Genomic DNA, 17,397 nt, shown 5'->3' with positions numbered 1-17,397 from the left:
CTATTGTTAGTAATATTGAGGGTGACGAGATGATTATTGGAATTGGTAATGACGTAGCTGAATTAGACAGATTCAAGGAACATGTGCTGCAGAATGATGGCTTTGCTCGTAAAGTACTGACACCTGCCGAACTAGCCGTATACGAGACGCTAGAGGAGACGGGACAAGTGCGCTTTCTAGCGGGGCGGTTCTCGGTGAAGGAGTCATTTGCGAAGGCTTTAGGTACCGGCATCGGAAAGGGCGTGGCCTTTCAAGACATCCAGACAATCAATAATCAGCAGGGTAAGCCGATTACCAGTGCCAGAATTTTCCATGGCCGAATTTTGACGACGATTACCCACAGTAGAACTGAAGCATACACGATAGTATTGTTGGAGGATTAGAAAATTTGGTACAAGCAATGAAACGTAAGACAGCGGTGCACGTCAACTTAGGCGCAATTGCCGCAAATGTTCGCAGCACGGTTGACCATCTACCCAAGGGAACGCAAATGTTTGCGGTGGTGAAGGCTAATGGTTATGGACATGGCGCAGTCCCCGTTGCACGTGTTGCAGCAGCCAATGGAGCAACCGGTTTCTGTGTGGCTGTGCTAGATGAGGCTCTGGAGTTACGCAAGCATGATATTAAACTACCGATTCTGGTGCTCGGAATCACTGCATCAAGCTTGGCTCTAGAGGCTTTAGTGAACGACATTTCGCTGACAGTCGGGAGCCTTTCGTGGTTACAGGAAGCGAAGCAAGGCTTATTAGCTGCAAATGAACCTAATTTGGTGAATAAGAAGTTGCGAATCCACCTGGCAATTGACTCCGGAATGGGGCGTATTGGCTTCATTGAGGATGATGAGTTCAGCGCAGCTAACGAGTTTCTGTTAAAGAATCAGGATTTATTTGAAGTAGAGGGAATTTACACCCATTTCGCATCAGCTGATTCAGCAGATGAAACTTACTTCAACTATCAAGTCAAACGTTTCAATCACCTGCATGATTTACTAACAGTGAGACCAAAGTATACCCACGTTGCCAATTCGGCCACGAGCCTCTTTCATGCAGCATGTCACAGCGACCTAATTCGCTTTGGTATCGGAATGTACGGGCTAAACCCTTCGAGCACGAAGGGTGTGACGGATTTACCATTACCATATGAATTACAACCGGCGCTCAGTCTGCGGAGTGAGCTCGTGTTCGTCAAGCAGAATCACCCGGGAATGGGTGTCAGCTACGGCTCAACCTACAATTCGCAAGAGGATGAATGGATTGGAACACTGCCGCTTGGCTATGCCGACGGCTGGCAACGCCGGATGCAGGGATTCAAAGTCAGAGTTCTAGATGAGTGGTGTGAGATTGTTGGTCGGGTCTGCATGGACCAGTTCATGGTCAGGTTACCATACGAAATGCCGGTGGGAACTGAAGTTGAACTGATTGCGGCTGATTCTACTGCACCAAATTCGCTCCGAGCTGTCGCGGATTATGCGGAGACGATTCATTACGAGATTGCTTGCCTCTTGCAAGACCGATTACCACGTATTTATGAGAATTAGTTGATGAAAAGTAAAATACTCTTAGAACAGTTTTATGGACGTCTATTAGCGTCTATAAAACTGAAACTAGGAGTTTTTTTGTATCAGTGAATTTAAATTAATTTAATTTTCTAAACTCGTTGACATTTACTTTTAAAAGCTTAATATGACTATAAGTAGATTTAAACAACGAACTGAACTGTGGTGGTGGCTATGCTCAAAGTGACTAATTTAAAAAAGATGTATCAAGGCTTTGAAGCTGTTCACGATATCTCATTTGAGTTGAATCCTGGTGAGGTGTTGGCATTTCTCGGTCCTAACGGTGCTGGTAAGACTACAACTATTAAGATGATACTTAATTTGATCATCCCAACGTCAGGTGAGATAGAAGTTTTTGGCGAAAAGCTTGATAATAGACACCACTACTTACTTGAAAACATTGGAGCTGTTCTTGAAGGGAGTCGCAATCTCTATTGGCGAATGTCACCGAAGGAAAATTTTATTTACTGGGGAGGTATTCGTGGAATTTCCAATAAGGATGCTATTTTAAACGGTCTCTCCTATTTAGATATGTTTGGTATTGGTGATAAGAAAGATATACCAGTACGTGAGCTAAGTCGAGGAATGCAACAAATAGTTTCAATTTGTTGTGCTTTGCTTCATCATCCAAAGATTCTTTTTTTGGATGAACCAACACTTGGCTTGGATGTCAACGCGAGCGATAAAATACAAGAAGTCATTAGCAATCTAGTACAGTCGGAAAATATGAGCGTATTATTGACTACGCATCAAATGTCTGTCGCTCAAAACCTTGCCAGTAGAATCATTATGATCAGGCAAGGACAAATTATTTTTGACCAACTTGCGCCATCTGTTATTTCTAGCTTTGATCAGGATATCTACTCACTTAGTTTTAGCAAGGAGATTACAGATAATCTGATAGATTTAATTTCTCAAACAGGTGTAGTGGAAAAGGTTGGCCGAATGGAGTATCAAGTAGCGCTTAATGCACCGCAAAAATTACCGAATTTATTACAGGTATTAGCTAGTTCACCAATTACCGCTGTAAATAAGCAGACGATAGATCTTGAGGTTCTATTTAGGAAGCTGATTAATCAGCAGGGGGTGGCTGAATGAGACGTATTTTTGTTGCTGAATTTAGTCGGATTCTTCTCTCGTACAAAAGATACCCAACTGAGGCAATTGCGCAGATTTTCATTGCAGCAGGTGGTTTCATCGCTTTAGTAAAAGGTGGCAGTTTTCTGAGTGGAATTCCTTTGATGGGAACACGCTTAAGCGACCTGGTTATCAGTTACATTTTGTGGATGTTGATTCTCAATTCAATTGGTGATAGTGGCTTTAGTGTTGTTGATGAATCCGAAGCTGGAACGTTAGAGCAACTTTACTTATCAAAATACAATCCCACACAGCTATTCTTGATCCGTAGCGTTGTCAATATAATTTTCTCACTACTTTTTATTTTGATTGTTATGACTTTATTAATGCTTGTGATGGGCATCTCTTTGCATGTTAGATTTGAACTGATTATTCTGCCAATTGTATTGGCATTGATAGTAGCAATGGGTGTTGGCCTACTCGTCGCGAGTCTTGCAATTTTGTTCAAAAAGGTCACACAGTTATTCACGATTATTCAGTTTGGTTTTATATTCCTGATTATGTACCCATTTTCAGATGGAAACATCTTGTCCCAGATTGTGGGTAACATCATGCCAATCACGCCAATTTATGTCTGGTTGACGAACATTACTCGCAGCCAATCAATGTTCTATCCAAATAGGTGGCAACTACTATTCAGTGTCGTAAATGCCCTCGTATGGTTTACTGGTGGAATTATCTGCTATCAGGTTGCATCTAATAGGGCACAGCGACTCGGTACCCTTGGTCATTATTAATAAAAAAATAAAAATCTGTTCTCCAACTTTACGGAGAACAGATTTTTCATTCTGGAAAAAGACTGATTAAGCATATGGTTGATCGTCTGACCTAATTGCTTGGCCGGATTGGAGGTCTTCAATCTCTGAGACAATGAATCCTTTTTTCTCAAGCTTGGTTACGACAGTATCTAAGAGCTCACGTGAGACGCCAGCCGGCAAAGTGAAGAGCGTTCGGCGCACGAACTCGTCCCGCTTTGCATCCAAGGTCAAACATCCTGCAATGGACGTGTACTTCGAGATAATCTTGGCCATCTTCGAGAGGTCGCCTTGCCCGTCTCCAGAAAGGGTGGTCAACACGTAACTACCGACCTTGACATTCCACGCTTCAGACAGCATATCGAGCAGTCGGGCATGCGTCAGGATACCGTAGAAGCCGCTCTCATCATCAAGTACAGCAATATAAGGTAAGTCTTTGATGTTGAAGAATACCTGGAAGAACGGTGAGTTAACCTGTATGGTCTTCGTGGCATTCTTTAGGAGATAGGTCACTGGGATGTTCATGTCGCCGCCTTGTGACTTATGGCGGTAAATATGCATCTTATAGATATTACCGCGGAAAATCTTTCCTGTGTCATCCAGGATAGGAATACAGCGGAAGCCAGAGTCTTCCAGAACTTTTAACGCCTCAGCTAAAGTTACGTTCTCAGAAACTGTCGTTAAATAATCCTTTTTTTGAACGAGTGATTTTATTAACATGTTATCCTCCAATTAGGTTGTTTACTCTCAGATGATATCATACTTTACATTAAAAATAAATTAATGTATGAAATATTTTTTGAGTAGAGGGCACGGAACACCGGGAGTTGAATTAGCGCAAAAAAAAAGTGCCGTTTGGCACTTCTCTAAAAGGCAGATTATTGACGAGTCTTGATACCAGTTTCAACAAGAGCTTTGTCCATAACTTCCTTCAACTGTTTAGCTGAAGCAGTCATTGAAGCTTGCTCTTCTTCGTTCAATGGCATTTCGATAATTTGTTCCAAACCTTTACGTCCGATAACTGCAGGTGTACCGATATGGATGTCGTTCAAGCCATATTGGCCTTCCAAATGAACTGAAAGTGGTAGCACAGCATGTTCGTCGTTCAAGATAGCCTTGACGATTCTTGCAAGTGCAGCACCGATACCATAGAAAGTAGCACCCTTAAGGTTGATAATTTCGTATGCAGCATCAGCAACTTGCTTGTGGATTTCTTCAGTCTTGTTCTCGCCAACTTCTGGGTGTGCTTTGATCCAATCAGTAACCTTTACACCACCAACGTTTGCGTGTGACCAAGCTGGGAATTCAGTGTCACCGTGTTCGCCAAGCATATATGCGTGGACCGAACGTGGGTCAACATTTTCCATTTCACCAATCCGCTTTTTAAGACGAGCAGAATCAAGTGAAGTACCAGAACCGATTACGCGATCCTTAGGGAAACCAGAAAGCTTCCAAGTTACATGAGTCAGGATGTCAACTGGGTTAGCAGCAACAACGAAGATTCCTTCGAAACCTGATTCAACGATTGGTTCAACGATTGAACTCAAAATCTTAAGGTTCTTGTTTACTAGATCAAGTCTAGTTTCACCTGGCTTTTGTGGTGCACCAGCTGTGATGACTACGACGTCAGCATCTTTACAGTCTGAGTATTCTGCTGAGTAAATGTTCTTTGGTGCAGTCCAAGGAATGGCATCGGCTAAGTCGATTGCATCACCTTTGGTCTTGTCCTTTGCAACATCGATGATACCGAACTCTTGGGCAACACCTTGTTGAACCATTGCAAATGCAAAACTTGATCCAACAGCACCGTCACCGACGAGCATAACTTTTTGTGGTTCTTCGTTTCTTGACATGAATATACGTCCCTTCAATAGATAATTGGAATCTTTTTCCAAGTAAAAGTATAACATATATAGAAAAAGAATTTGGTTAAATTTTTCACTAATAGGGTGTAGTGGCTTAAATCAATGGCTGCCAATGTGCTATAATTTTCAAACGACAAAAGGAGTGCAGAGTAATGAAATTAATTGTTGGCCTGGGGAATCCAGGCGCTAAGTATGCGAATACGAAACACAATGTCGGCTTCATGACACTTGATCAGTATGCGGATGCGAAAAATGTTAGTCTCTTGAACGAGAAATTTAATGGTTTGTATGTGAAAACCAGAATTAACGGCGAGCACGTCATCTTATTAAAGCCCCTAACTTATATGAATGAATCCGGACAGGCAGTGGGAGAGTACGCGCGCTTCTTCAAGATTGCGCCAGCTGATATCCTGATTATTCAAGACGACATGGATTTGCCATTAGCCAAACTGCGTATTCGTGAGAGCGGCTCTGCCGGTGGCCATAATGGTATCAAGAGCGTGATTGCTCACCTTGGTACCCAAGACTTTTTGCGCTTAAAAATCGGGATTCAACACCCAAAGCGGGAGAAGGTAATCGACTGGGTACTAACGCCCTTTGAAAAGGATGATGCAGCTCTGATGCAGCACTCATATTCGGTTGCGCAGGGTGCGCTGGACGACTTTATCGCCGGCGTGAGTGTGCAGGAGTTGATGAACAAGTATAATTAGTTTTGGCAATAGACGTGGTAGTCGCCACGATGAAATACGAGGTAGAAACCAGATGCAGCTGCTAGATTTAGTCCTACAGAATCGTGAGTTGAAGAAATTTATTGAGGCGGTCCCGACCAAAGGACGTTCACTACTGACAGGCGTAAATCCCAATGCTGTTTCCTTGGTGCTGGAATTGTTGTTGTACCAAATTAAACAACCAATTATCTACGTGGCTGAAAGTGAGGCCAGAGCGCAGGAACTGACAGAGCAATTAGCTGGAATACTACAGGATAACGAAAGTTACACCTTCCCGGTTGACCCATTGCTGGCGACCCAAGGGGCCTTTTCTTCACCAGATGAGTTAGCAGAACGTATCCTCGCCTTAGATTTTCTGGGCAGTAAGAGAAGCGGTGTAGTCGTGACTACGGCACAGGCACTGCAATATCAGCTTAGTCAGCCACAGGATTTTCTGACCAACAAAATCGACTTCCAATTGGGGCGGGAATATGATATCCAGCAACTTAACGAATGGTTTGTGTACGCCGGTTTCACGAAAGATAAGTTGGTGGCCCGGCCGGGCGAGTTCGCAATCCGCGGTGATATCCTTGATATTTATCCACTAAACAGAGAGAAACCACTGCGGTTGGAGTTCTTCGGCGATGAGTTAGATTCTATTAAAGAGTTTGATTTAGCTACCCAGAGAAGCGACCAGAGTCTAGACAACTTCACTGTTTTGCCAGCACTTGACCGTGTCTACGATCGGCAACGACTGCCCGAAGTAGCAGACCAAATTGAGGGTGCTATCAAGCAGAATCAGGGCAAGCTAGACGTCAGTGAATTAGATGAATTATTGCAAAACTATGCTCCAACACTTGCAGCGTTGAGGGAGAAGCAGTTGCCGGAGCACGCCCAATTACTGCTCCAGTTTCTGTTACCTAGACCTGCCAGCATCCTTGATTATTTGAGCCAGGATGGCCTGGTGATTTTCGATGACTGGAACAATTTGTTGAAAGACGTCAAGGAGTCGGATACGGAGAACCAGACGTTCATCGATGATGAGGTGAAGGGCTTGCGGTTAGCGCCACGGTTACAGAATCAATTTGAATTCGGTGCGGTGGTGAAAGCAAGTAAGCAGTCGAAGATTTACCTTTCGTTGTTTCAAAAGGGCATGGGTAGTCTGAAACTTGATCAGATGCTTAATTTAGAAACGCGTCAGGTAGAGCAATTTTTCTCACAAATGCCACTGATTAAGGCGGAGATTACTAAGTACCAAAAGCAAAAACAGACTGTTGTGTTGCAGGCAGATTCAAATAAACGGGCGCTGGCAATTAATCAGACGCTCGTGGAGTTTGGTGTGGACGTCCGCCAGCAACAAAAGAAGAACGAGGTAACACCGGGTGAAGTACAGATTGCTGTAGGTTCGTTTATGAACGGGTTCAGCCTGCCGGATGTCAACCTGGTTTACCTGACGGAACGAGAGCTGTTCAACCAGCGCCAGAAGAAACAGAAGCGGATGCCCACGCTCGAAAATGCGCAAAGAATTCGGAACTATACGGAATTAAAGCCCGGTGATTTCGTCGTTCACGTCAACCACGGTATCGGACGCTTTGAGGGGATTAAGACCCTGACCGTTGATGGGAACAAGCGGGACTATATCACGATCACCTACCAGAAGCATGATCAACTTTTCGTCCCCGCAGAACAACTCGCATTGGTGCAAAAGTATACAGCAAGTGAGGGGAAGCTCCCAAAGATTAACAAACTTGGGGGCTCCGAGTGGGCAAAGACCAAACGCAGTGTAGCCACTAAAATTGAGGATATTGCCGATGATTTGGTTGACTTGTATGCTAAGCGGGAGAGCGAGCGGGGCTTTGCCTTCTCGCAGGATAATGAGATGCAGCGTCAGTTCGAGGAGAGTTTCCCCTACCCAGAGACGCCGGACCAGTTGCGTAGTATAGCGGAAATTAAGGCCGATATGGAGCGACCCAGACCGATGGACCGGCTGTTAGTCGGTGATGTGGGTTTTGGTAAAACGGAAGTGGCACTGAGAGCAGCATTTAAGGCGGCACAGGATGGTAAACAAACGGCATTTCTGGTGCCAACAACTATTTTGGCTCAACAACATTATGAGACGATGCAGGAACGCTTCAGGGATTTCCCGGTTAATATCGCGATTCTTTCGCGTTTTCAGAGTAAGGCCCAGGTGAAGGAGACTATCTATAAGCTCGAGCGAGGACTTATTGACGTCGTTGTCGGGACCCACCGAATCCTGTCTAAGGACGTTAAATTCAAGGACTTAGGATTATTGATTGTCGATGAGGAGCAGCGCTTCGGCGTTAAACACAAGGAACGGCTGAAAGAACTTAAGGCACAGGTCGACGTCTTGACGCTGACCGCGACCCCAATTCCTAGAACCTTGCACATGTCGATGGTCGGTGTGCGCGATTTATCGGTGATTGAGACGCCACCAAGTAACCGGTATCCAATTCAAACATACGTGACGGAACAGATTCCAAGCATTGTGCGGGAGACTATCTTACGGGAGATGGCGCGTCAGGGCCAAGTATTCTACCTGCACAACAGAATCGATGATATCGAAAATGTGGTTTTTAACCTAGAACAGCTCGTGCCAGAGGCGCGGATTGAGTATATTCATGGGAGAATGAACGAGCGTCAATTGGAGGATATCCTGTATCGCTTCTTGAATCAGGACTTCGATGTGCTTGTGACCACAACGATCATTGAGACCGGTGTTGACATGAGAAACGTCAACACCTTGATTGTCGAGGATGCGGATCATTATGGGTTATCACAGCTTTATCAGCTCCGCGGGCGTGTTGGACGATCAAGCCGTATTGCCTATGCGTACTTCCTATACAAGCAGAATAAGGTGCTGACCGAGGTGGGAGAGAAGCGGCTGACGGCGATCAAGGACTTCACAGAGCTGGGCTCTGGTTTCAAAATCGCGATGCGTGACCTTTCTATTCGGGGCGCTGGGAATCTTTTAGGTAAACAGCAGCACGGATTCATCGATTCTGTGGGTTATGATTTATACGCTCAGATGCTTGATGAGGCGATCAAGAATAGGCAAGGGAAGAAGACTGCTAAAAAGACGAATGCAGAGGTAGAATTTGACCTCGAGGCGTATATTCCTGATAATTATATCGATGACCAAAGACAAAAGATTGAGTTCTACAAGAAGATTAAACAAGTAACGACGAACGAAGAGTTAGAGCAAATTGAAGATGAGCTAATCGATCGTTTCGGTGATTATCCAAGTGCCGTTGAGCATTTGCTCTTGGTCGCCCGCATCAAGCTCGCTGCTGATTTTGCACAAGTACATAATATTAGGCAGAACAAAATCGGCATCAACGTGGTTTTCACGCAGAAGATTAGCAAAGAATTGCAAGGAGAGAACATCTTCAAAGCTCTTAATGATGTTAAGCTAAGAGTGAAGGTTCACTTAAATGAACGTGGTGAGCTAGAAGTGTTATTAATAACAGATCAGAATAAAGAACGCCAGATTTTTGCAGAGTTAGAAACCTTCCTCAACCAAACTGAAGAAGTGATTGGAGTAAAGAATGAGAATCGATAAATTTTTAAAGGTATCGCGCCTGATCAAACGCAGATCAATCGCCAAGGAAATGGCCGATCAAGGGCGCATCACCGTCAATGATAAAGTGGCAAAATCTTCGACGAACGTTGCCGTGAACGATGTGCTGGAGATTCACTATGGCACGAGGGATGTGAAGGTGAAGATCATTAACATCCTGGACACGACGAAGAAGGATGAGGCCAACACTTTATACGAGGTGATGGACTAAATCGCTGCTAGACAATTGAGGTAGCGCTTGCTATACTCAAAATAACAGTATCTGACTAGAAATATTGCAATTCAGAGGGTCAGAATTAGTAGACACGAAGGGGTGTTTATTGTGAATACACAACAGAACCCAAGCGGGCCCCGGATCTTCAACCAAGTAACTGAGGCTCAACAGTATGAAATTTTAAAGAAGAAGGCGGCCCGTCGTGAGCGTGAGGTGCACCGTGTAAGACGTAACCGGATTATCGGCATCTTTAGCGTGCTTATCTTGGTGTTCGTTGTTCAGATTGCAATGGTGAGCCTGCGGACCAGCAAGATTAATTCTCAGGTCAGTGCCAGCAAGGTTCAATATCAAAAGGCTGAGCAGACGAACAAAGTCCTAAAGGGCCAAGTGAAGCAGTTAAAGGATGAGACTTACGTCGGGAAACTGATTCGCTACAAATATTATTACTCAAAACCCGGTGAGACAATCTATAACTTGCCAACAAGGGACTTTGAACTTTCAACGCAGAATGGCGAGTAACATGGCGCAAAAAGCAGTGGCTAATTTAGCTAATATTAGTGTGGGCTCGCGTTTTTATGGGCGGATTAACAACATAACCGCATTAGGTATCTTCGTGACCATTGATCGTGGCCACTCTGGTCTTGTTCACCGAAGTGACTTTACCGACTGGCCAAATGACCACGAACGTTATCAAATAGGTGACGAGGTTCGCGTGGTTGTATTGAGTAATGAAAACAACCGAATTGGTTTATCGCTATCTCGCTTAGATGATCCTGCGTTAGTGGATACAACTAACATCTTCTCTTTGACTGCGCCAGAAGAATTTGAAGCAATACTAAGTCAGACGCTGGACGAGGCAAATCAGACGATTAAGCAGTTAGAAGAACAGAACAATGGCCGTTAGGCCTTTTTTTTATCAGTGGACAAACTTGTGGATAAAATTAGCAATTCAATCAAAAAAATTCTGAAAGAGCAACAGCTAGCGTTTAGTAATCAGACGGTGATCTTAGCTGTTTCTGCCGGTCCAGACTCAATGTCACTCCTGGCGGGCTTCTATCAGCTTAGTCGCCAATATGACATGAAACTGATTGTGGCGCACGTCGATCACCAGTTGCGGCCCGATAGTGCGGCGGAATATCGGTTGCTTCGAGAATACTGCGTTGCAAGAGATATTACTGTTTTGAATAAGCAGTGGCCGATTGCAGAACATCCGCCAAAGGGACTAGAGGCTTCTGCGCGAGAATTTCGCTATTCTTTTTTTACCGAGCTTATGCGTAAGTATAATGCCAGTTTCATCGCTACTGCGCATCATGCCGATGATCTGCTAGAGAATATTCTGATGAAGTTGATTCGCTCGGGTGATTTGCGCGAGATGACTAGTCCGAGGGCGGTAGTTAGGCAACAAGAACGGATCGTTGTCAGACCACTCATGGGTTTCTCTAAGAAGGAGTTACTCGATTACTGTCAGGTAAATCGGATTCCCTTCATCGTGGATGAAACTAATCAGAGAGACTTCACAATGCGTAATCGGGTTAGACACCACCTGGTGCCGTTACTTAAAGGAGAAAATTCGCAGATTTTGCAGAATGCGCTGTTCATGCAGGAGCAGGTGGCGCAACTAGATGGTCTTGCTAGTAGCCTGGTCAAACGGATTCCGCAGCCGGAACTACTTGGCAAGTGGCATCGTGGGCTATTTGTCGGTCCAAGGGATGCACTATCTGACCTTGAAACTGCCCAACAGGCACTCGTGTACGAGAAGCTAATTGCCCGTTACCTCCAGAAAAGTGTGAAGGTTGATGCAAAAAGATTGGCCCGTCTGGCAAAAATTGACGGAGGTCAAGTATTAGAACTGAAACAACAAGTTAAACTGGTTGTTACAAGACAGCATTATTTTCTTGTTGATGCCGCTCAGTTGGAGCTGCTATTGCAGACTTTACCGAAGCACATTGCAGTCGACAAGCAGTTTGTTGTGGGCGGTGACGTCTTCGTTGTTACAAAGAACAAGGCCGCTTTGCCAAACCATATCCTGCTGGGCACGTTTTATGCCGGTGAGACCAAGACCTTTGGCATTAGGCAAGTGCAGCCTGGCGATAAGGTGCGGCTCAGTGACGGTGCACATCAGCTAGTCAAAAAGCGTTTTGCGCCGCAGGGCATTCCAGCGAGTGTGCGCAATTACTTCTGGGGGCTAACCGATGAAGAGACACGTGATTATTTATGGATAGACTGTGCCTACACCAATCAGGTGATTCCAAAAAATAGTTGTCACTATGCAATTTATCAGGTATTAAAAAACTCTAAAGAAAAATAAATAATTAGTGGATTATTAGTATTTGTGGTATCATTTTTTAGTAATTCGAAGAGGATTTCCGGAGGTTATCTATGAAAAATAATAAGAATCGACTGTTAGGAAATGGTCTGTTCTATATTGTGGTGTTTGTAATTCTACTTGCTGGTATTAACTGGGCACTCGGCTCAGGTAATTCGAGCGGTTCAAGTGAAACAATCAAATATACGGAATTTGTAAAAGATTTAAAATCAAAGAAGATTGCCGAATTTAATATTCAGCCGTCAAACGGTGCTTATACAGTCTCTGGTAATTACAAAAAAGCGCAGACACCAAAGAAGAAAGCAAGCACAAGCTTTGATTTCTTCGGTGGCAGCCAATCGGGTAAGGTAACTGGATTCACTACCACAATATTGAGTAACGATTCGACCGTTAAAGAGGTTTCGGATCTTGCCCAAAAGAGTGGCACCGAGATTAATAGTCAGGGTGAATCTCAATCAGGTGCATGGATCTCAACCATCGTGATGCTTGTACCAACCGTCCTCTTCATTGTGATGCTCTGGATGATGATGAGCCAGAGTGGTCAAGGTGGCGGTGGAGGCGGCCGTGGTGTAATGAGCTTCGGCAAGTCAAAAGCTAAGCCACAAGATTCGAAGAAGAATAAGGTAAGATTCTCGGACGTTGCGGGTGCAGAGGAAGAGAAGCAAGAATTGGTTGAAGTCGTCGAGTTTTTGAAGGATCCGAGAAGATTCTTAGCTCTAGGCGCACGGATTCCGGCTGGCGTCCTGCTTGAGGGACCTCCCGGTACTGGTAAAACTTTGCTGGCCAAAGCTGTTGCCGGTGAGGCTGGTGTACCGTTCTACTCAATCTCCGGTTCTGACTTCGTCGAGATGTTTGTCGGTGTTGGTGCGTCTCGTGTACGTGATTTATTTGAGAATGCGAAGAAAAACGCGCCGGCAATCATCTTCATTGATGAAATCGATGCCGTAGGGCGTCAACGTGGTGCCGGCATGGGTGGTGGCCACGATGAACGTGAGCAAACATTGAACCAATTGCTGGTTGAGATGGACGGATTTACCGGTAACGAGGGCGTGATCGTGATGGCGGCTACTAACCGTTCTGACGTGCTTGATCCAGCGCTGCTTCGTCCGGGCCGTTTCGACCGGAAGATTCTCGTTGGTCGGCCAGATGTTAAGGGCCGTGAGGCTATCTTGAAGGTGCATTCTAAGAACAAGCCTTTGGGTGATGATGTTGATTTGAAGATGATCGCGCGGCAAACGCCAGGTTTCGTCGGTGCCGATTTAGAGAATGTGTTGAATGAGGCTGCACTTGTCGCAGCACGGCGCAACAAAAATGTGATTAATGCCGAGGATATTGATGAGGCGGAGGACCGAGTTATCGCCGGGCCAGCCAAGAAGGACCGGGTTATTTCTAAGAAAGAACGCGAAATGGTGGCCTTCCACGAAGCTGGACATGCCATTATCGGTTTAGTGTTGAACGACTCCCGTACCGTCCGGAAGGTAACTATCGTTCCGCGTGGACGAGCAGGTGGTTATGCCATCACATTACCTAAGGACGACCAGTTCCTCTTAACTAAGAAGGAATTGATGGAACAAATCGTTGGTTTGATGGGTGGGCGCACTGCTGAAGAGATTATCTTCAACGTGATTTCTACCGGTGCTTCAAATGACTTCGAGCAGGCGACACAGATTGCCCGGGGCATGGTGACCCAATATGGGATGACCGAGAAGCTCGGTACTGTTCAATTGGAGCAAGAGGGTCAACCGTTTGTGGGAGCTGGCTATGGTCAGTCACCTGCCTACAGTGAATCCACCGCCGCTGCAATTGATAGTGAAATTCGCCGAATTATTAACGAAGGACACGAACAAGCAAGACAGATTATTGAAGCTCATCGTGAACAACATAAGGTAATTGCTGAGGCATTGTTGAAGTATGAAACTCTGAATGAAGATCAAATTCTTTCATTGTTCAATACCGGTTCCATGCCTGATGATGGCAGTGAAGAATATCCAAGCGAAAAAGCATCGACTTACGAGGAAGCTAAGAAGGCTGCCGAGAAGAAAGATCATGCTAAAGTTGCTGAGGATGACACGAACGCCATCAATGAGCAAACCGCGCCAACTAATGTAGCAAATACAGGCGGAGATTTTTCAGAGTCAAGTGAAGAAGATAAAACAGTTGACAAAGATGACGCAAATAAAGACAATTAATCATTGTTAACAAGATAGAGCCTGTTGGCTCTATTTTTTGTGGAGGAATAAATGGACGAGAAGACAGATTATCTAGTTAAAGGGATTGATGGCACGAAGAATTTCCGGGCGATTGCTCTTAGGACGACTAACTTAGTCGAGGATGCACATTCACGGCATGATACCTGGAGTGCTTCTTCCGCGGCGCTTGGCCGGACGTTGACCGGTACGATTTTGCTTGCAGCGGCTGAACTGACGGATGATGAAGAATTGACCGTGCGGATTCAAGGAGACGGACCGGTTGGTGGGATTGTTGCCACGGGCAAGGCCGACTACACAGTGAAGGGCTATATTCAGAATGCGCATGTTGCTTTGCCAACCACGAAGGCGGGTAAAATTGACGTCGGCCGCGCTGTTGGTCAGGGACTGTTAGCAGTCACCAAAGATTTAGGATTAAAGGAACCTTTTACGGGTCAATCTGCCTTAATTTCCGGTGAGATTGCCGAGGACCTAACCTATTATCTTGCCCAATCTGAACAGATACCTTCCTCGGTTGGCTTGGCTGTGTTTGTTAATCCGAATGAGTCGATTGGTGCAGCGGGTGGCTTTATTCTTCAGGCTTTGCCCGGTGCCACGGAAGCCCAGATTACGACGGTGGAGCAACGGATTAAAAATTTACGCCCACTATCAGAACAATTTCTTGCTGGTGTAACACCAGAACAGCTATTGGCACAAATTCTCGGCGATGATTGCAAACTTTTGGAGACTAGTCCTGTTGCTTTTGAATGTGATTGCAGCAAAGAAAAGTTTGGTAAAATAATCGCGACGCTTGCTCGAAAGGATTTGTTGGAAATGGTTAACGAGGATCATGGAGCGGAAGCTAGCTGCAAGTTCTGTGGTAATCATTATGAGTTTAGTGAAGCCGAACTACAGCAAATGCTCTCAGCTAAATAGGCTGGCTTGTAGGAATATTTCTAAACTGTTAGAATAGTGCGAGTGAATTGAGGAGAACAGTATGTGGAAAATTAGGGATGTAGAGATTAAAAACCAGGTTGTAGTTGCGCCAATGGCTGGAATTAGTAACTCTGCCTTTCGGGTAATCTGTAAGGAATTTGGCGCTGGCATGGTTGTCTGTGAGATGATTTCCGATCGTGGAATTATACATAACAATGCTAAAACACTGGACATGTTGTACGTCGATCCAGTTGAACACCCAATGAGTATTCAAGTCTTCGGCGGGTCAAAAGAGACGCTTGTTCAGGCCGCTAAATTTATCGACCAGAATACCCAAGCTGATATTATCGATATTAACATGGGCTGTCCTGTACCGAAGGTAGTTAAGACGGATGCCGGTGCCCGCTGGCTACTTGACCCGAATAAAATTTACGAGATGGTCTCGGCCGTAGTTGATGTGGTGAATAAGCCCGTGACCGTGAAGATGCGTACCGGTTGGGATGAAGAGCACATCTATGCCGTTTCAAACGCACTCGCTGCTGAGCGTGCTGGTGCAAGCGCACTCGCAATGCATGGTCGTACTAGAAAACAGATGTATACCGGTAAGGCTGACTGGAATATTTTGAAACAGGTCAACGATGCCCTAACCATTCCATTCATCGGTAACGGCGACGTCGTGACACCACAGGACGCGAAGAGAATGCTCGATGAGGTCGGTAGTACGGCGGTCATGGTTGGCCGTGCAGCACTGGGAAATCCGTGGATTATTAAGGATATGGAACACTACCTAGAGACCGGTGAGCTTTTGCCAGAACAGACACCGCGGGAAAAGGTGGCAACGGCGAAGGAACAGCTCACGGCGTTGGTTGAGTTGAAGGGTGAGAAAATTGCTGTACCGGAATTTCGGCGGCAGGCAGCATATTATTTAAAAGGTGTTCCCCGTTCGACCCGTACTCGTGCTAAAATAAATGAGATATGGACACAAAAAGAGGTCTACGATCTTTTGGACCAATTCGTTGAAAAATACGAGGCACAGGAACAACAAAGAGCTCAACGAGCAACGACACAGGAGGCAATGTAAGTGGCACAACAAAACAAGGAACCCGAGATGAATGATCAGCTTCGCGTTCGGCGCGAGAAGATGGCTGACTTGCGGGAGCAGGGTATCGACCCGTTTGGGCAACGATTTGAGCGGACGGATTTAGCTCGTGACTTGCACGAGAAATACGACCAGGATGAGAAGGATACCCTCCTGGAGTCTATTCCAACGGCAACTATTGCTGGGCGAATGATGACTAAACGTGGCAAGGGAAAAGTCGGCTTTGCCGATATCCGTGACCGTTCTGGACGGATTCAAATTTACGTTAGAAAAGATGCGGTTGGTGAGGAGAACTACCAGATTTTCAAAAAAGCTGACCTGGGTGATTTTCTCGGCATCGAGGGTGAAGTGATGAAGACCGATACTGGTGAACTCACGGTGAAGGCTACTCATCTGACTTTCTTGACCAAAGCATTGCGCCCACTACCCGATAAATACCACGGTTTGAGCAATGTGGAGCAAATTTATCGGCAACGCTACCTAGATTTAATTGCGAACGACGATAGCTTTGAAAGATTCCAATTACGCAGCAAGATTATTAGCGCAATCAGACGCTATCTTGATGGGGTGGGGTTCACGGAAGTGGAAACACCGGTCTTACACACCCAAGCTGGTGGTGCGGCTGCGAAACCGTTTATTACCCATCATAATGCGCTCGACATGAGTCTTTACTTGCGCATCGCCTTAGAACTGCACCTGAAGAGGTTGATCGTCGGTGGGATGGAGCGCGTGTACGAGATTGGCCGTGTCTTTAGAAATGAAGGAATCGATACCAAGCACAATCCCGAGTTCACCATGCTCGAATCCTATGCTGCTTACTTTGATTTCAAAGATGTGATGGATGAAACCGAAGGAATTTTCCTGTATGTGGCCCAGAACGTCTTTGACCAGGAGATTTTCCCCTACGCGGACCACGAGATTGATTTAGGCAAGCCATTTAGAAGGCTACACATGGTTGATGCCATCAAGCAGGAAACAGGGGTAGACTTCTGGCAGCAGATGACCCTAGAAGAAGCGCG

Annotated in this window: 16 protein-coding genes; 14 read left to right on the top strand and 2 right to left on the bottom strand. The window is 45.4% G+C overall.

The features are described from left to right. The first annotated feature begins 29 nt into the window (after positions 1-29). The 4 genes from acpS (at position 30) to FC62_RS03355 (ending at position 3,429) form a co-directional block, all read left to right on the top strand. Entirely contained in the window at positions 30-383 is a 354-nt protein-coding gene (gene acpS, locus FC62_RS03370; RefSeq protein WP_054746341.1) for a holo-ACP synthase, read from the top strand. Between the two features lie 5 nt (positions 384-388). After that, positions 389-1,537, top strand: a complete 1,149-nt coding sequence (gene alr / locus FC62_RS03365; RefSeq protein ID WP_054746332.1) for an alanine racemase — start codon at positions 389-391, stop codon at positions 1,535-1,537. Positions 1,538-1,729: 192 nt separating this feature from the next. Continuing rightward, positions 1,730-2,653 carry an ABC transporter ATP-binding protein gene (locus tag FC62_RS03360; RefSeq protein ID WP_056946648.1) on the top strand — a complete coding sequence of 308 codons (924 nt, stop codon included), beginning with the start codon at positions 1,730-1,732 and terminating at the stop codon, positions 2,651-2,653. Beyond that, complete coding sequence (locus tag FC62_RS03355) at positions 2,650-3,429, top strand: ABC transporter permease (protein ID WP_054746335.1); 780 nt, start codon at positions 2,650-2,652, stop codon at positions 3,427-3,429. The genes FC62_RS03360 and FC62_RS03355 overlap by 4 nt, the downstream gene beginning before the upstream one ends. A gap of 66 nt (positions 3,430-3,495) precedes the next feature. On the opposite strand, the gene cbpA is transcribed toward FC62_RS03355, so the two are convergent. Then, a complete protein-coding gene (gene cbpA / locus FC62_RS03350) occupies positions 3,496-4,167 on the bottom strand; it encodes a cyclic di-AMP binding protein CbpA (RefSeq protein ID WP_056946645.1) in 672 nt (223 codons plus the stop codon). Positions 4,168-4,325: 158 nt separating this feature from the next. Beyond that, entirely contained in the window at positions 4,326-5,300 is a 975-nt protein-coding gene (locus FC62_RS03345) for an L-lactate dehydrogenase (protein ID WP_054746336.1), read from the bottom strand. Between the two features lie 164 nt (positions 5,301-5,464). Between FC62_RS03345 and pth the strand changes: the two genes are divergently transcribed. The 10 genes from pth to FC62_RS07960 all read left to right on the top strand — a co-directional run. After that, positions 5,465-6,022, top strand: coding sequence for an aminoacyl-tRNA hydrolase (gene pth / locus FC62_RS03340; protein ID WP_054746337.1), 558 nt, complete (start codon positions 5,465-5,467; stop codon positions 6,020-6,022). Between the two features lie 52 nt (positions 6,023-6,074). Next, entirely contained in the window at positions 6,075-9,599 is a 3,525-nt protein-coding gene (mfd, locus tag FC62_RS03335; RefSeq protein WP_056946642.1) for a transcription-repair coupling factor, read from the top strand. Beyond that, positions 9,586-9,828, top strand: a complete 243-nt coding sequence (locus FC62_RS03330) for an RNA-binding S4 domain-containing protein (protein WP_054745317.1) — start codon at positions 9,586-9,588, stop codon at positions 9,826-9,828. The genes mfd and FC62_RS03330 overlap by 14 nt, the downstream gene beginning before the upstream one ends. Positions 9,829-9,939: 111 nt before the next feature. Next, positions 9,940-10,350 carry an FtsB family cell division protein gene (locus tag FC62_RS03325; RefSeq protein WP_054745318.1) on the top strand — a complete coding sequence of 137 codons (411 nt, stop codon included), beginning with the start codon at positions 9,940-9,942 and terminating at the stop codon, positions 10,348-10,350. Between the two features lies 1 nt (position 10,351). Next, positions 10,352-10,735 (top strand): S1 RNA-binding domain-containing protein, encoded by a 384-nt coding sequence (locus FC62_RS03320; protein WP_054745319.1) that lies wholly within the window; start codon positions 10,352-10,354, stop codon positions 10,733-10,735. Between the two features lie 27 nt (positions 10,736-10,762). After that, a complete protein-coding gene (gene tilS / locus FC62_RS03315; RefSeq protein ID WP_056946638.1) occupies positions 10,763-12,139 on the top strand; it encodes a tRNA lysidine(34) synthetase TilS in 1,377 nt (458 codons plus the stop codon). Between the two features lie 71 nt (positions 12,140-12,210). Further along, positions 12,211-14,346, top strand: coding sequence for an ATP-dependent zinc metalloprotease FtsH (gene ftsH / locus FC62_RS03310; RefSeq protein WP_056946635.1), 2,136 nt, complete (start codon positions 12,211-12,213; stop codon positions 14,344-14,346). A 51-nt stretch (positions 14,347-14,397) separates the two neighbouring features. Continuing rightward, positions 14,398-15,279: an Hsp33 family molecular chaperone HslO gene (hslO, locus tag FC62_RS03305; RefSeq protein WP_054745323.1), complete on the top strand. Its 882-nt coding sequence runs from the start codon at positions 14,398-14,400 to the stop codon at positions 15,277-15,279. Positions 15,280-15,340: 61 nt separating this feature from the next. Further along, a complete protein-coding gene (gene dusB / locus FC62_RS03300; protein ID WP_054745324.1) occupies positions 15,341-16,360 on the top strand; it encodes a tRNA dihydrouridine synthase DusB in 1,020 nt (339 codons plus the stop codon). Positions 16,361-16,387: 27 nt separating this feature from the next. After that, the coding region (locus tag FC62_RS07960; protein WP_083477851.1) for a lysine--tRNA ligase at positions 16,388-17,397 on the top strand (1,010 nt) is incomplete at its 3' end.

Source organism: Amylolactobacillus amylotrophicus DSM 20534 (assembly GCF_001434555.1).
In the GTDB taxonomy this organism is placed as follows: Bacteria; Bacillota; Bacilli; order Lactobacillales; family Lactobacillaceae; genus Amylolactobacillus; species Amylolactobacillus amylophilus.
The sequence above is the reverse complement of the archived record's forward strand: the minus strand, read 5'-3'. Positions and strand labels throughout refer to the sequence as shown.

Excerpts from the sequence above, each read along its gene's own strand:
- acpS (WP_054746341.1), top strand. The coding sequence starts at position 30 with ATGATTATTGGAATTGGTAATGACGTAGCTGAATTAGACAGATTCAAG.
- FC62_RS03360 (WP_056946648.1), top strand. The coding sequence starts at position 1,730 with ATGCTCAAAGTGACTAATTTAAAAAAGATGTATCAAGGCTTTGAAGCT.
- FC62_RS03355 (WP_054746335.1), top strand. The coding sequence starts at position 2,650 with ATGAGACGTATTTTTGTTGCTGAATTTAGTCGGATTCTTCTCTCGTAC.
- cbpA (WP_056946645.1), bottom strand. The coding sequence starts at position 4,167 with ATGTTAATAAAATCACTCGTTCAAAAAAAGGATTATTTAACGACAGTT.
- FC62_RS03345 (WP_054746336.1), bottom strand. The coding sequence starts at position 5,300 with ATGTCAAGAAACGAAGAACCACAAAAAGTTATGCTCGTCGGTGACGGT.
- pth (WP_054746337.1), top strand. The coding sequence starts at position 5,465 with ATGAAATTAATTGTTGGCCTGGGGAATCCAGGCGCTAAGTATGCGAAT.
- mfd (WP_056946642.1), top strand. The coding sequence starts at position 6,075 with ATGCAGCTGCTAGATTTAGTCCTACAGAATCGTGAGTTGAAGAAATTT.
- FC62_RS03330 (WP_054745317.1), top strand. The coding sequence starts at position 9,586 with ATGAGAATCGATAAATTTTTAAAGGTATCGCGCCTGATCAAACGCAGA.
- FC62_RS03320 (WP_054745319.1), top strand. The coding sequence starts at position 10,352 with ATGGCGCAAAAAGCAGTGGCTAATTTAGCTAATATTAGTGTGGGCTCG.
- ftsH (WP_056946635.1), top strand. The coding sequence starts at position 12,211 with ATGAAAAATAATAAGAATCGACTGTTAGGAAATGGTCTGTTCTATATT.
- hslO (WP_054745323.1), top strand. The coding sequence starts at position 14,398 with ATGGACGAGAAGACAGATTATCTAGTTAAAGGGATTGATGGCACGAAG.
- dusB (WP_054745324.1), top strand. The coding sequence starts at position 15,341 with ATGTGGAAAATTAGGGATGTAGAGATTAAAAACCAGGTTGTAGTTGCG.